The organism is Pseudoalteromonas shioyasakiensis (genome assembly GCF_001550135.1).
In the GTDB taxonomy this organism is placed as follows: domain Bacteria; phylum Pseudomonadota; class Gammaproteobacteria; order Enterobacterales; family Alteromonadaceae; genus Pseudoalteromonas; species Pseudoalteromonas shioyasakiensis.
Genome location: NZ_LRUE01000010.1, coordinates 40,759 through 55,967, shown reverse-complemented (window position 1 = coordinate 55,967; position 15,209 = coordinate 40,759). Strand labels below are relative to the sequence as shown.

Below are 15,209 nucleotides of genomic sequence, written 5' to 3'. Positions count from 1 at the left end.
TAAGCGGAGCAAGCACTTTGCTCCGCATTTCTACAGCGAGAACAACAATGAAAGTAATGAAATCAAAGGCATTGTCTTTATCGGCAGTGGCAACCAGCATGCTGCTTGCCTGTGCATCAAGCCATGTGAATGCCCACGGATTCTTAGAGAGCCCGAAGGCGCGCCAAGCATTTTGTAATGCCGATGGCGGGTACTGGTGGCCTGCGGATGGCACGGGGATCCCTAACCTTGCTTGTCGCGCAGCGTTTGTTGAAGCAGGGCATGTGCAGTTTGTGCAAGACATTGAATACTCGGCAAATACGGTTAACTACACTGACCTTGAAGCAGTAAAACAAAGTGTACCTGATGGCCGATTATGTGCCGCAGGCGACCCAGAAAAACGCGGTATGGATTTACCTTCAGCGCATTGGCAACGCAGTGAGGTTATTCCTAATGCAAATGGCGATATTTTAGTGCGCTTTTTAGCGAGTACGCCGCATAACCCGAGTTTTTGGCAGTTTTATTTAACAAAACCGGGCTTTGATAGTGCGACTCAAGTGCTTACTTGGGATGACCTAGAGCTTGTTGAAGAGTACGGTAATCTTGATTTTAGCATTGATGCTAACAACGACCGTTACTATGAAATGAGCGTATCGATTCCACAAGGGCGCAGTGGCGATGCCATTTTATACACGCGTTGGCAACGAGATGATGCCGGTGGCGAAGGCTTCTACAACTGTAGCGATATTAATATCGTTAGCGATGCGACCCCGACAGAGCCAAGCGATTGGACAGCAATCAGCTACTTTGTTCGTCAAGGACAAGACGCTGAGGTTGGCGGTAGTGTGTCAGCTCGGTTATTTGATGAAAATGGCCAAGAGTTACTTACTCAACAAATGCAGATCACAGCTGATAATCAAGCTAATTGGCAGGCTGAATTTGCAGCGCTGTTAAACCTTAATTACGCGCACTTAGTTAATATTGGCGTGCAAAATAGCGCCGGAGATATTGCCTTTGATGCGTCTGATTTAATGACTAATCAGGTCTTTACAACGAATGTAAACTACAGCTTTGCACTAAGCATACAAGCAGCTCCTGACAATACCGCGCCGAGAATTCATCAACCAGATGACCTTCAAGTCGAAGAAGAAAGCAGCACTGCGATACACCTGCACGCCTTTGATGATCAGCAAAGCACCTTAACTTATAGCTGGGATGTACCGGCACCACTGAGCTTTACGGGTAATGATGCCAACATCACGCTAAACGCCCCTGCTGTGGATGCTAATGCAAGTTACACCGTAAGTGTATCTGTGTCAGATGGCGAGCTCACAAGCCAAGTAAGTTTTACCGTGACTGTGCTTAATAGCACTGTGGTCGACCCTGATCCAGTTGATCCGAGCGTGCCTGCTTGGAATAGCACAAGCCAATACAACACGGGCGATAAAGTGAGTTTCAACGGTGGAATCTACAGCGCGAAATGGTGGAACCAAGGCGCACAACCAGACAGTAGTGATGCATGGCAGCTTGAATCTGGCAGTGCATCAATCGAATGGAACAGCGGCAAAGCCTATCAAGGCGGCGACGAAGTAACCTATCAAGGACAGCGCTATCGAGCGCAGTGGTGGACCCAAGGAGATGTACCGGGTGCCAGCCAAGTATGGACAGAAATCTAAAGTTTTGTAGTTCAAACTTTATCAATAACAGCGTAACGCTATATAAAAACAGATAAGAGAGAATCATGAATATAAAACAATTAACCGCAGCCATTGGTGTTGCACTCTTTGCAAGTGCAGCGAATGCAGCACCTTCAACACCAACCATTATTTGGGAGCCACAAGAATACTCATTTGTTGAGGTTGATCTTGAGGGCACAGGTTCATATAAGAGCTTGGTGAACCGCGTTGATGAAGTCACTATCAGCATTGAATGGAACGCATGGAGTGGGGATGGCGGCGACAGCTATAAAGTGTATTTCGATGATATGTTGGTTAATGAAGGCTCGCTGGCAGCAGGCACTAAAAGTGGTGTTATTAGCTTCCCGTATGATAAAGCAGGTCGTCACACATTATATGTAGAACTATGTGAAGGCGGTACCACCTGTGCTCGCAGTGAAGGTAAGCCAATTGTTATTGCCGATACAGATGGTGGACACTTAGCGCCATTGCCGATGGATTATGATCCAAATAACCAAAATATTGGCACTAAAGATGGCCTTGTAACCGGTGCCTACTTTGTTGAATGGGGTATTTATGGTCGCGATTTCGACGTAACTAATATCCCAGCGCAAAACCTCAGTCATATCTTGTATGGATTTATTCCAATTTGTGGACCTAATGACTCGTTAACAGGTGGGCCTAAAAACGCGTTAAATACTGCCTGTGCAGGCTCGCAAGATTTTGAAGTGGTGATCCACGACCCTTGGGCTGCGATTCAAAAAGCGCTACCGGGTGTTGATAGTAATGACCCAATTCGTGGTACGTATTCGCAGTTAATGGCGTTAAAGCAGCGCTACCCTGATCTGAAAATTTTACCATCAGTGGGTGGTTGGACTTTATCAGACCCATTTGCCTACTTTACCGATAAAGCAAACCGCGACACATTTGTGGCATCAATGGAAGAGTTTTTAAGAACGTGGAAGTTCTACGACGGTGTTGATATTGACTGGGAATACCCAGGTGGTCAGGGGGCTAATCCAAACTTAGGCGACCCAGTTGCTGACGGCCCAGCATACGTTGCGTTAATGCAAGAGCTGCGCGCGATGCTTGATAAGCTTGAAGCAGAGACAGGTCGTGAGTATGAGTTAACATCAGCGATTGGTGCTGGTTACGACAAAATTGAAGATGTCGACTACTCACAAGCTCAGCAATATATGGATTACATTTTCTTAATGAGCTACGACTACTATGGTGCATGGAGCAATGTAACTGGCCATCAGGCTGCGCTTTATTGTTCATCGCATTTCCGTGTTGGTCAGTGTGATGGCACGGGTGTTGATGAAGAAGGCGTTCCATATAAAGGCCCTGCTTATACAACTGATAATGCAGTGCAAAATCTACTTGCGCAAAACGTACCATCGAAGAAAATCGTGGTAGGTGCTGCTATGTATGGCCGTGGCTGGGAAGGTGTTTATCCAGAAAACGCGACTATCGCTGATAACCCTATGACAGCACCAGGAAACGGCAAACTTAAAGGCACTACAGCGCAAGGCGTATGGGAAGACGGTGTTATTGATTACAAAGGCATCAAAACTTACATGTTGGGCGCTGCAGAAAATGGCATCAATGGGTTTGAAACAGGTTATGACGAACAAGCCGAAGCCGCTTATGTATGGAACCGTAGCAACGGTAAATTAATTACATACGATAACCGTCGTTCTGTTTTGGCAAAAGGTGCTTATGTTAATCAATATAATTTAGGTGGTCTGTTTGCATGGGAAATTGATGCTGATAATGGCGATATTCTTAATGCCATGCACGAGGCACTTGGTGGTACCGTCACTGAGCCTAGCAATAGAGCGCCAGTGGTATCTGTATCAAGCACTGTATCTGTTAACTCTGGCGAAAGTGTATCTGTTAGTGCATCGGCAACAGATGCTGATAACGATCCGCTAAGCTTTAGCTGGACAGCTGACAGTGCGTTAACAGTAAGCGGTGAAAATTCAAATACCCTTGTAATCACAGCGCCATCAGTGAGTGCTGATACGCAATACACGGTTACTGTCAGTGTGAGCGATGGCGAGGCAAGTGTAAGCCGTAACGTTACAGTGAATGTAGTAGCACCAACGACAGGCGAGAACCAAGCACCAGTCGTTGCGGCAATTACTGATAAAACAGTGGCAGAAGACGCGAGTGTGGACGTGGCTGTTTCGGCATCTGATGCTGATGGAGATACGCTTTCATACAGCTGGACAGTGCCAGCAGGCTTAACGTTAGTAGGCTCTGGTGCTGATGTGAGTTTACAAGCGGGCAGCGTTGATGCAGATACAAGTTATGTTGTGTCGGTTTCGGTAAGTGATGGTCAAACTGCAACAGCAGTGAGCTTTAATGTCACCGTGACAGATTCTGGTACAACAACTCCGCCAGATGGTGAAACCACATGGGATGCAGCGGCGACTTATGTTGGTGGTGATACGGTGATTTATAACGGCGTAGAGTACACCGCTAAGTGGTGGACACAAGGTGAGCGCCCTGATTTAGGCGGCCCATGGGAAGCAACTTCACAACCAACCGATGGGAACGGTGATGTTGTGTGGCAAGCTGCGGGTATCTACAACGGTGGCGACCAAGTCACTTACCAAGGTAATAAATACGAAGCGAAATGGTGGACTCAAGGAGACGAGCCAGGTGTCGCGGATGTATGGAAAGCACTTTAAGTGTAATAACCACATTTAATGCCCATCATTAAAATGTGATTTCCCTTCAAAGCAGCCTTATGGCTGCTTTTTTGTGGGGGGAAGTTAGAAAGAGTAAAGTTAGCGAGGGGAAAGGGGAAAGAAGCTGTCAGCTTTCAGCCTTCAGCGGTCAGACGACCTGTAGCAGCGGCTTTATGCCGCGACAATTAAAGTGAAATGTTTGAAATTTATTTCGCGGGAGGAGTATTTAAACCACTAAAATAACTTGTAGGTCGGGCTTTAGCCCGTTTATGTTAACGGTTTTGTGTCGCCATAAATGACGACCTACTCCGCCTTCAGCGGTCAGACGCGCGAAACAAGTTTCACGCCTACGGGGGAAACATCAGGCGCTAGGTTTTAGGCGCTAGGACGCGATGTAAAATCGCTGGCTTTTAGTCGTTAGAGGTCAGATATTAGATGTCAGTCGATCAGTGGGGTTGATTAGGTCGTGTGCTTTTCTCAGCATTTGAACTGCACATTTTTAGGGTAGGTTGGGTCGAGCGGAGCGATACCCAACATAATCCATGTAAACCTTTTTATTTTAAAAGATAAACCAATCAATCAAACGCGATGTAAAATCGCTGCTACAGACTCGTACCTCGCACCTCGCACCTCGCAACTTTACTCTTTCCCCTTGAAACTCGCTAACTTATGGTTTCCCACATCACACATTGGTCTTTCAGACATTATCAACCATACTTGAATAATATGATCTGTAAGTATTTAAACTAAGGTGGCTTAATGGGGTTAAAAGCGCTGTTTTTACTTGTTGTTGCTGTATTGAGTAACTCGGCTTTTAGCTGCGATAAAACCCTAAAAGTGGGGATTAGTCAGCAGTGGGCACCTTATGCTTTTAAGCAAAATGGCAAGCTTACTGGCATTGATATTGATGTGGTTAATTTAGTGCTAAAAGAGGCAGGATTTTGCGCTAAATACGTTGTTATGCCTTCATCTAAACGCGGCTTTGCAGAGCTTAAGCACGGTAAAGTCGATTTACTACCCGCGGCAAGCTATAGCACAGAACGTGACTCTTTTAGTTTCTTTTCCAAGCCTTACCGTAATGAAGTGATGCGCTTGTTTTGGTACCCGCATGGCCGGTTAGAATCTCTTGATTTACAAGGGCTGCTCGAACATCAGCAAGTTATTTTAACTAACAGTGGTAGTTACTTTGGCCCTGACTTCACTCATTTTAAAGAAGACGCAAAATATAAAGAACAACTCGTTACTGTGTCATCTTTGCGTCAGCGTCTCGCTATGCTAGTTGCTAGGCGGGTCGATTTTTTTGTTGATGATGAACTAGCTGGTTTATATTTAATTCAAAAAAATAATCAGCAGGGTATCGAGCTGCATCCGTATATTGTCAATAATGACAGCGTTTATTTTATGCTGAGCGAAACAACCCTTTTAGCAGAAGACAGAGCGGCTATTAACTCAGCAATTTTAAACAACCAGCAAGCGATAACGGAGATCATCGCTCGCTATGTTAAGCAATAAACTATCCCAAACACTAAACTATCCTAAACGAGTCACGCGCAGTTTAATACGCCCCGCATTCGCCCCATAAAAGCGGTTTAGGTCGTTGGCAAACGGGCAAAACTCGCCTGATTTAGCAATACGAATATCAGCACCCTCAGCAATTTCAAACAAATGCTCATCGTTGTTATCGATAGCGCCAATCAACGCAAACCATTGTGCGTGCGGTAATCGTCTAAACGGTTCAAGCACGGCCATCGGGATTTCTTTCACCCCTAGTTGAATATTGTCACGGTGCCAGCCTGCAGGGCCACAACTAATGCCATCGTCATACCAAGTTTGCTCTGGGTAAGGCATAAATCGGTACGTACCACCTTGCTCTAACATTAAGCCTGTGTGGTTGTATTTTTCAGCGCCATAAACAAACACATCTTTACTTTCGTCTACGCTCAGCACCGTCATATTTTGTTTATCAAGCGCAATATGCGGGCTTAAACCCTTAAAGCTTAAGCGAGTTTCGTCATTATAAAGTACGTCGTAGTGAAGGCTCTTTAACGATTCAGGGCGATAGCTTGTTAAACGATTAATACGCTCTGCTACTGTGTAATGAATAGTTGGCGTGAGCGTGCTTTGTTCGTTATCAACCAATACACAGCATTCGCGATCTACCAGTTTAAACAAAGGGTTAAACCAAAAATAGTTTTGCTGATGGCTTAGTGCCAATGGATCTGGTGTTACGGTGACATCATCTTGAGCAATGAGATTACGATGCTCTTCTGGGAGCAAGGTGTTGTAATTGATATCCGCACTGGTAAGTAAGTTTAATGCAACGGTTTGTTCAATCAGCCACTCAATTGCATAGCGCAGGCAAATGTCGGCTAAACCATCACGATAATAGCCGCCACCCACATCTGAATGAGCGCCCGCAAACCAGATCTCTTGCACATGCGGCGCACTATTAATAAGTGTGGGTTCAAATGCACGGCGCTTTTCATCAAGTGCTACGCAATGAAGGGCTGCTTTTATATTGCTTGCAAGTGTGTAGTTTTCAAAAATAACGTGCTCAGCACCGCGGGTTGCTTTTGTTACTTTTGAAAAACCAATAGATGCAACGGTATCAAATACACATAAGTAAACATCATCACTAATAAGTGGCTCTAAACATTTGGCAAAGCGCCTAGCAAGGGCAGCACCTCGGCTAAAACCAGTCAGAAGTATTTTATCACCTACAGTGTAGTAGCTTTTAAAGTCGCTCATAGCACGATTTAAAATGCTGGCAACATCATCGCCTCTTGGTGCAAGGGCTTGATTAAATAAACGTCGAAAGCGGCTACCTTGGGTGCCTATACCCTGATAATAAAAGCTAAGTTGGGTTGGAAATGGTGTTTCGGGTTCACTATTGAGTGCGCCACCAAAAAGTAAATGAAGTTTAAGAATATTAGAAATACTGGCGTCTTCTTTGAAGTGTGCAGCGCTGAATTGTTCAGCATCACGAGGTTCGCTGCCTGTGCCATCAAAGTTGAAAATCAGCGTTTTAGCGGTCATAGCGTCATTCCTTTAGTGGTTTGTATAAACATACTCCCACTTTATGAAAATTAGAAGACAAATATGCGGCGCTTTAATGAAAAATGGGCTTTGATTTTCAAAGCCCATTTATTTGCTATTAATAAAATTAGCCGACTCTGGCTACGGTATGCTTTTGTAAAATTTCTAACAGAACCTCATAGTCTTTCTCGATTTCGAGTAGCTTAAGTTGAATATCTTTTAGCGTATTGCCCTTACTTGCGGCCAGCACCTCAAGCTCAGTAAAGTGCTGGTGCAATTTGGCTGCGCCCACATCGCCACAGGTCCCTTTTAGGGCATGGCTGGTGGTTGCAATCCCATGGTAATCTTTGTCTTTGATTGCTTGTGTTAGTAGCGTTATTTTTTTATGTGAGCTTTCTAAAAACATCTTACTCACTTTGTTTAATAGTACTTCGTTATTCATTAAGCGACCAAGGGCTGCTTCGCGATTCCAATGCTGTTTTTCTTCATCGATTAATTCTTCTTGCTGTAAAGCTTGCGATTGATTTACCTCAGACACAGCAATCGTTTTTGGCGCTGTATGATGTTTAGGGTACGTTGATGCAACCCATTTTGCTGTGGTGGTGATGAGCTTATCGGCACTGATTGGTTTTGTGATGTAGTCGTTCATACCTGCGTTTAAGCACTTTTTACGCTCACCGAGCATAGCATTGGCAGTCATAGCAATAATAGGAATGTCGCTATGGTGCTCTCCACCAGCCCCTTTGCGTATTTGTGCTGCTGCATCATAGCCATTTAGTACAGGCATTTGGCAATCCATCAAAACACAATTGAATGGGTCGCCATCTGCTGCATTTGCTAATATTTCAATGGCTTGCTTACCATTCGATGCCATTTCAAAGCGCAGCGCCAAGCTCATTAATGTGCCTTTGGCAACTGCAGCATTAATATCGTTATCATCAACAATGAGTACTTTAGCGCCTGCAATATCAACATCAATGTGAATGTGCGTATCTGTCTCGCGGCGCATTGGCATTGTATCTTGAGTTGGCTGTTCTTGGATGAGTCGTTCATCAGCTAGTTTAAGTAAAAACTCAGAGATAAGCACAGGTTTAGATAACCGCGTATAGGCACAGAATTTAGCTTGTGGTGGTGGTTCGGTTGGGTTTATAAGCACCACTAATTTAAAGGGCAGGCTATAGTCATAGGTATTTTCACTAAAGCTATCAAGTTTTGCGAGTAACGGATTGCCAGGCTCTAAAATTAGCGTATCAAAGGGCATGTTATCGCTTACCTCAAAGCTTTCTAGGTCAACATTCGTGAGCTGTCCACCGCAATGAGAGATTAGTTTTGTTAGGCTTCGTTCAAGCTCAGGTTGTTTGACCGACACAGCAAAAACGCTGTCTTTTAAGCGGCTGCTTGGTTGGCGTTCTTCTACATTTTGGCTGTCTAACTGAATGGTAAATGTGAAAGCACTCCCTTTCCCCTCGGTTGATTCAAAGGATATGTGTCCATTGAGTAAACTAGCTAGTTGCTTACATATCGATAAACCAAGCCCTGTGCCCCCATATTGTGCGGCCACACTGTTATCGGCTTGGGTAAAAGCACTAAACAATTTATTTTGATTTTCAGGCGCAATACCAATGCCAGTATCTTGAATTGTGCAGCATAGCTCAACGTTATCATCGCTAAGTCGTTTGCTTGTGGCGGTAAATTTTATAAAGCCTGTTTTAGTAAATTTGATCGCGTTATTTATTAAATTGGTAAGCACTTGTGAGTAGCGATGAGGGTCAGTAACAATCGAGCTGTACTCAACATCGGCAATATCTAAAATAAATTCAAGGTTTTTCTCTTGTGCTTTAACAGCCATGCTGCCACTTAAGCTTTCAAAAAAATTAATAGGGTTAAACGCTTTTTTGTCCAAGTCGAGTTTGCCAGCCTCAATTTTTGATAAATCAAGAATGTCGTTAATAAGCACATTTAAGCTATTAACGCTTACCTCGGTCATTTCTAAATAATGTTGCTGTTGGTTACTTAATGACTCTCGTTTAATTAAATTAAGTGTGCCGATAATGCCGTTTAAGGGAGTACGCATTTCATGGCTGATATTGGATATAAAAGCGCTTTTAACTTGGCTGGCTTTTTCGAGCTGGGCAGTTCTTTGTGCGACTTTAATTTCGAGTTCGTTATTTATTTGCTTAATTTTGTCGCTCGCTTGCTTTTCAACGGTAGTGTCGCGAATGAGGATGGCTGAGCCGTTGTGTTGATGATGTTCATCAAAAATAGCTGAAAAAGCGAGTGCTAAATGAGTTGTTTGTTGATTTGATTGCTGGTAGTCGACTTCAATTTCATGTTGCTTTCGTTGGCTTTTAACCTCGTTACATACCTCTTTAATATTAATATTTGGAAATAGGTTCAGTTTGTTTATATCAGCGCCTAGAACTTGTTCCCGTTGAAACCCAAACAGTTCAGTGGCCGCTTTATTCCAACTAGACACAAGACCAATATCACTGACCGCAATAATGGCATCTTTTGAGCCGCTAATAATGGCTGAAGATACTGCTCTTGCCTCGGCAAGCTCACGATTACGCTTTAAATTCCGATGTAAAAATCCAAGCACAAACACTAAAAAAGCAGAAACACCCAGCAAAAAAACATAGGTGCTGATCCTCTGTTCGCGCTCCATCACATTAATTTCAGAGTGAGGAAGCATAATGTGGGCATCTATAAACCCGGTTTCTAAATCCCCAGTAAGAGGTATGCGTTTACTTAACGCTTCGTATTGTTGTTCACCAGCAAAGTTAGAGCTAATGCTGAGTATATTTTCTAGATAGGCGGGTTCAGATTTATACACTGAGTCCCAACGTTTGTTTGGCGCTAAGTCGCGACTAAAGCGTAAGTCTTCATTTGGGTGAACTAAAAAGTAGCCTTCGCTGTCTGTTAGGATCAATGAGTTTGGTGCTTGTACCATCGCATTAAGAGATGCAAATAGGTGAGAGGTGTTAATGTTTGCAATAATCAGCCCATAGCGCTGCATATTTTCATCAAAAATGGGTAAGGCTATTCGCAGCATAGGCTTATATGGATAATCGAGCTTTCCATATTCCCGGTTAAGTGTTATTGCTGATAAATACATATCACCCTGTGGTAATTGCGAACTCTGTTGGTAGTAATCACGGCCACTTTTATCCTGTAACTGATTATCGGATTTTACAACTATGCCACCGGCAGCTCTGTCTACCCTGATAAGTTCTTGTCCTGCTTGTTGTGTACTGATGATACGTAATTGCTCGAATTCAGAATTTGATTGTAAAAATGCAACGAATATCGTTTCTAAACGTTTTTTCCATTGCTCTGAGGTAGTGTTATCAAGAGGGTCGTTACCACCATTTGCTGCAGCTCTGGCAAGTCCTGCTATAGGTGGAGTGGAATATAAAAACTGTAAATCGTTTTTATATTTATTTATTTTTTCATGGACTTGCACATCTACGGTAGCGCTTGATTCTCTCAGTCGTTCAGCAACACTGTTATTAATATTTTTATGAAGTTGTAGTTCGAAAAAGAAGATTGCTGAGCACATAATTGCGGCTATAAAAGCAATCGCTAATGGTATTAAAAAGCGTCCTTCAGATGTTGTCGTTTTTTTCTGGTGTAATACTTCGTAATCCATGGCTCAGCCCTCCATACCGCAAACGTGAGTCGGTAGTAAGGTTTGATTTAGCTTAAAAGCTAAAACTGGGTTCAGCAAGTATGCAAACACAGCGGTTTCTCCCTTGATGCTTGGCTTGATAGAGCGCTTTGTCGGCACTGCGAATTAGTTCGTCAGTGTCGATGGCTTCATGCCCAGAAAATGTTGCGCTACCAATACTAATAGAGAGGACTCCAGAGGTTGCATGTGGGTGTTCAATATTTAGTTCACGAATGTTTGCCAATAGCTTATGGGCAATAAATTGTGCCCCTTGAATATCGGTGTCTGGCAATACACATAAAAATTCTTCACCGCCATAGCGGATAGTGGTATCAGTTGGGCGGTTAACACTTTTTTTGATTTCATCAGCAACGCGTTTTAGGCATTCGTCACCTTGTTGATGGCCAAGAGAGTCGTTGTACTGTTTAAAGTAATCAATATCGAGCATTAATACCGAAAGGGCTTTATCGTTTCTGATGGCTAAACGAATGTTTTGATCAAGGGTGTTTTGTAAAAATCGTCGGTTGTTTAAACCAGTGAGGCTGTCGTGTTCACAAAGGTTTTTGAGCAAATCAGCTTGTTTTTTTAAGGTCAAATGCGCTTTTACGCGATTAAGTAATGTGACGCCATAAACCGGTTTTGATACAAAATCGACGGCGCCTGCTTGCCAGCAGCGATTTTGGTCATCTTGATCCATAATAGCGGTAATAAATATCACCGGAATATCTTTGTATTGGGAGTGTTTTTTTAATTGCTTGCAAACATCTAGGCCGCTCATAGTACCAAGCATCACATCAAGCAATATTAAATCTGGCTTAACGGTTTCGCACAGGTGCAGCACGTTTTCACCGCAATCTGTAGTGTGAGTTTTATAGTAGGGCGAGAGCAAACTTTCTATTACGGTTGTATTAATTGGTTCATCATCAACAATCAAAATAACAGAATTATTAAGCTTTAAATCTGTGCGACTAGCTACCGGTTGCAAACTATTCCCTCCACGCGATAAATAAATCATAGACCGGATTTTGGGATTTTCTACAACTTAAGAATTAAAAAATTATTTTTTATGTTGGCGCGTCTGCTGAGATAGGACTAGAGTTTTTTTAAGTACTATTTACAGAGGCGATGGATATGCTTTTTTCTCATCATGAAAATTCACACAATAAAGTGCTTGTAGTGGATGATGAGCCGACTAGTTTGATGATTATGGCCGAGTCGCTTAGCGACCTTGGTGAGATTGTTTGTTGCGATAATGGCACTCAAGCAATTGAGAAAGCAGTTTTCTTTCAGCCAGATGTGATTTTGCTCGACATTGAAATGCCTGGCATGAATGGCTTTGAGGTGTGTAAAAAACTTAAAAACAACCCTAAAACCGCGCAAAGTCATGTGATTTTCGTTACCTCTCATAATGAGCAAATTTTTGAATATCAAAGTTTTGCAAGCGGTGGGATTGATCTTATTCATAAACCCGTTGATTTGAACATTTGTCGCCTGAGAGTACAAAACCAGTTAAAGCTTAAACACCAAGAGGCGCAAATACTGGCTGCAAAAAATGATATTTCGACACTCGTTGCGCAAGTACCTGTGTATATATCTTACTGGTCAAATACCGAGGAAAACCTCTTTAGTAATGATGAAACCAGCCATTGGTTTTCAAAAAGCAGCGAGCAAATGTTAGGTTGTTTCGCTAAAGATGTATTACCAGATGAATTGTATGAGGCTTTTCATCGCTGCTTGACTAAGGGCATAGAGCAAGAAGTTTTAAATATTCAGTTGCCTAGCCCTCGCAATAAGATTGAATATGTTAGAGCGCAAATAAATTTAAGAATAAAAGAGCGAGAAGTTGTTGGTGTTATTCTTACTCTTTCGGATATCACCTCAATTACCCATACAAAAAAACTGCTATCGAATGAGTCTGAACGTTTACGGGTTATGCTTAATTCTATTGGTGATGCCGTAATAGCTACAAATAATAATGCAATTATTAACTTTATGAACCCTATTGCTGAGCGATTAACAGGTTGGCACGCTGAAGAAGCAAAAGGGCGTCATATTGAAGAGGTAATGAAGCTCGTTGATGCAACATCTAACAAAACACTCGTCAATCCTATATCTGTTGCTTTAAAAGAGCAGCGCATTGTTGCTATGGCGTTAAATAGTCAATTAACTGGGCTTGATGGGCGAGTATATAGGGTAGAAGATTCAGCTGCGCCAATACGTGATATTGAAGGTAATATCATTGGCGGTATTATCGTGTTTCATGATGTCAGTGAATCAATCGCGATGGCAGTGAAAATGAGCCATTTAGCTAATCATGATTTACTAACAGACTTGCCTAATCGGGTGTTATTGCATGATAGGGTCACTCATGCATGTAAAGTCGCTATGAGCATGAAAAAGAAAGTGGCTTTAATGCTGATTGATATCGATCACTTTAAGTACTTAAACGATACCCTAGGTCATCATCAAGGCGATTTAATTATTAAACATGTGGCTAAGCGCCTTGAGTCTCTCATCGATTTAAATACCACGTTAGCTAGAATTGGCGGCGATGAATTTGTAATTTTATTACCTGACGTGCAGAGTACTTCTGTGGTCGATGCCATTGCCAGCGATATTATTAATACTATGAATGAGCCGTTTCGTATTGATAGCCAAGAGTATATATTATCGGTCAGTGTGGGGGTGAGTGTTAACCCTGCGGACTCTACTCAAGCAGAAGAGATGATGACTCATGCCGATGCAGCCATGTACCGTGCGAAAGAGCAGGGGCGTAACCGTTTTTGCTATTACTCCGATGACTTAGAGTATCAATTTAAGCAGCGTCAAAGCGTTGAAAAGCTCTTAAGACATGCTATTGAGCAAGATAAGATTGAGGTGTTTTATCAGCCGAAACTAGCGCTTTTGACAGAAAAAATTATTGGTGTTGAAGCCCTAGTGCGACTGAGAGATGACGAGAATAAGCTAATTTCACCACTGGATTTTATACCCCTTGCAGAAGAAACAGGTCTTATTCATGCTTTGGGCCAGTCAGTGCTTAAGCAAAGCTGTAAAGCGGCTAAAGAGTGGGCCGATAAAGGGCATAACATAAAGGTTGCCGTGAACATTGCAGCAAAACAATTTACCGATGGTAATTTTTGTAATCTCGTTGCTGATACCATTGAACAAGCGGGGCTTGCCAGCGAACTGTTAGAGCTTGAAGTAACCGAAAGCGCGTTGATGCATGATTTTGAAGAAATAAAAATGATGCTTAATAAGCTCTCTGACTTAGGGTTAGCCATTGCCATTGATGACTTTGGTACGGGCTATTCAAGTTTGTCTTATTTAAAACTCTTTCCCGTGGATGTACTCAAAATAGATCAATCTTTTGTGAGAGATATGCTCACCGATACAGAAAGTATGGACATTGTTAGAACCATCACCAGCTTAGCGCATACCTTGAATTTGCAAATTGTGGCTGAAGGTATTGAAGAAAAGCAACACTTAAATAGTTTAATCGATTTAGGCTGCGAGCTTGGGCAAGGGTACTATTTTCATAAGCCCATGCCCAAAGAAGAGTTTGATAAGCTGTTAGGTTAAGCCATGGTGTGGCTGTATAGGATGCCACAGCCGATAAAGATAAGTGCAACACCACCGATTGCTTCGGCCTTTTTGCCAACCCAGCCACTCATTACGTTACCAAGTAGTGCGCCGATGGTAACCATAATTGTGGTTGCTAGGCCTATCATGGCGGCTGCTAAGTAAATGTTCACTTTCATGAAAGCAAGGCTAATACCTACTGTCATGGCATCGATACTAGTGCCAACAGCGGTTAGTAATGTGGCAATGAAAGAGCGTTTGGTATTCGGGGCAAGTTCTTCTTCATCGTCGTCATCTTCTTTACGACTCTCAAGCAACATATGAACACCTAAACCCACTAACAACACAAAGGCAATCCAGTGATCAAAGGCTTCAACGTAATCTGCACCAGCACTGCCAATTAGCCAGCCAACAATCGGTGCGATAGCTTCGATACAGCCAAACAATAAACCCAGCTTGATTGCACTCAGAACACGAGGATTTTTAAGCGTACTACCTTTGGTGATTGAAGCTGCAAAAGCATCAGTCGACATAGCAAGCGATAAAACGCTTAGAGTAATAATATTCAATTTT

8 protein-coding genes are annotated in these 15,209 nt (G+C 42.8%); 4 read left to right on the top strand and 4 right to left on the bottom strand.

Annotated features, from left to right (window positions below; genetic code table 11):
- Positions 1 to 47 precede the first annotated feature (47 nt).
- From PASHI_RS04550 to PASHI_RS04540, 3 genes are all read left to right on the top strand, one after another.
- A complete protein-coding gene (locus PASHI_RS04550; RefSeq protein WP_062564741.1) occupies positions 48 to 1,655 on the top strand; it encodes a lytic polysaccharide monooxygenase in 1,608 nt (535 codons plus the stop codon).
- A gap of 65 nt (positions 1,656 to 1,720) precedes the next feature.
- Positions 1,721 to 4,354, top strand: coding sequence for a glycosyl hydrolase family 18 protein (locus PASHI_RS04545; RefSeq protein ID WP_062564740.1), 2,634 nt, complete (start codon positions 1,721 to 1,723; stop codon positions 4,352 to 4,354).
- 759 nt (positions 4,355 to 5,113) lie between these two features.
- Entirely contained in the window at positions 5,114 to 5,866 is a 753-nt protein-coding gene (locus PASHI_RS04540; RefSeq protein ID WP_062564739.1) for a substrate-binding periplasmic protein, read from the top strand.
- Between the two features lie 18 nt (positions 5,867 to 5,884).
- Here PASHI_RS04540 and PASHI_RS04535 read toward each other — a convergent pair whose 3' ends face one another.
- The 3 genes from PASHI_RS04535 to PASHI_RS04525 all read right to left on the bottom strand — a co-directional run bounded on the left by PASHI_RS04535 (position 5,885) and on the right by PASHI_RS04525 (position 12,042).
- Entirely contained in the window at positions 5,885 to 7,390 is a 1,506-nt protein-coding gene (locus tag PASHI_RS04535; RefSeq protein ID WP_062564738.1) for a phospholipase effector Tle1 domain-containing protein, read from the bottom strand.
- Positions 7,391 to 7,517: 127 nt separating this feature from the next.
- Positions 7,518 to 11,039 (bottom strand): ATP-binding protein, encoded by a 3,522-nt coding sequence (locus PASHI_RS04530; protein ID WP_062564737.1) that lies wholly within the window; start codon positions 11,037 to 11,039, stop codon positions 7,518 to 7,520.
- Between the two features lie 52 nt (positions 11,040 to 11,091).
- On the bottom strand, positions 11,092 to 12,042 hold the full coding sequence (locus PASHI_RS04525) for a GGDEF domain-containing response regulator (protein WP_240701548.1): 951 nt from the start codon (positions 12,040 to 12,042) through the stop codon (positions 11,092 to 11,094).
- Between the two features lie 146 nt (positions 12,043 to 12,188).
- On the opposite strand from PASHI_RS04525, the gene PASHI_RS04520 reads away from it, so the two are divergent.
- Positions 12,189 to 14,636 (top strand): EAL domain-containing protein, encoded by a 2,448-nt coding sequence (locus PASHI_RS04520; protein ID WP_062564735.1) that lies wholly within the window; start codon positions 12,189 to 12,191, stop codon positions 14,634 to 14,636.
- Here the strand turns inward: PASHI_RS04520 and PASHI_RS04515 are convergent.
- The gene (locus PASHI_RS04515) at positions 14,633 to 15,205 is read right to left on the bottom strand and encodes a manganese efflux pump MntP (protein WP_062564755.1); all 573 of its coding nucleotides are present in this window, start codon (positions 15,203 to 15,205) and stop codon (positions 14,633 to 14,635) included. The genes PASHI_RS04520 and PASHI_RS04515 overlap by 4 nt on opposite strands.
- Between the last annotated feature and the right edge of the window lie 4 nt (positions 15,206 to 15,209).

Excerpts from the sequence above, each read along its gene's own strand:
- PASHI_RS04550 (WP_062564741.1), top strand. The coding sequence starts at position 48 with ATGAAAGTAATGAAATCAAAGGCATTGTCTTTATCGGCAGTGGCAACC.
- PASHI_RS04545 (WP_062564740.1), top strand. The coding sequence starts at position 1,721 with ATGAATATAAAACAATTAACCGCAGCCATTGGTGTTGCACTCTTTGCA.
- PASHI_RS04540 (WP_062564739.1), top strand. The coding sequence starts at position 5,114 with ATGGGGTTAAAAGCGCTGTTTTTACTTGTTGTTGCTGTATTGAGTAAC.
- PASHI_RS04535 (WP_062564738.1), bottom strand. The coding sequence starts at position 7,390 with ATGACCGCTAAAACGCTGATTTTCAACTTTGATGGCACAGGCAGCGAA.
- PASHI_RS04530 (WP_062564737.1), bottom strand. The coding sequence starts at position 11,039 with ATGGATTACGAAGTATTACACCAGAAAAAAACGACAACATCTGAAGGA.
- PASHI_RS04520 (WP_062564735.1), top strand. The coding sequence starts at position 12,189 with ATGCTTTTTTCTCATCATGAAAATTCACACAATAAAGTGCTTGTAGTG.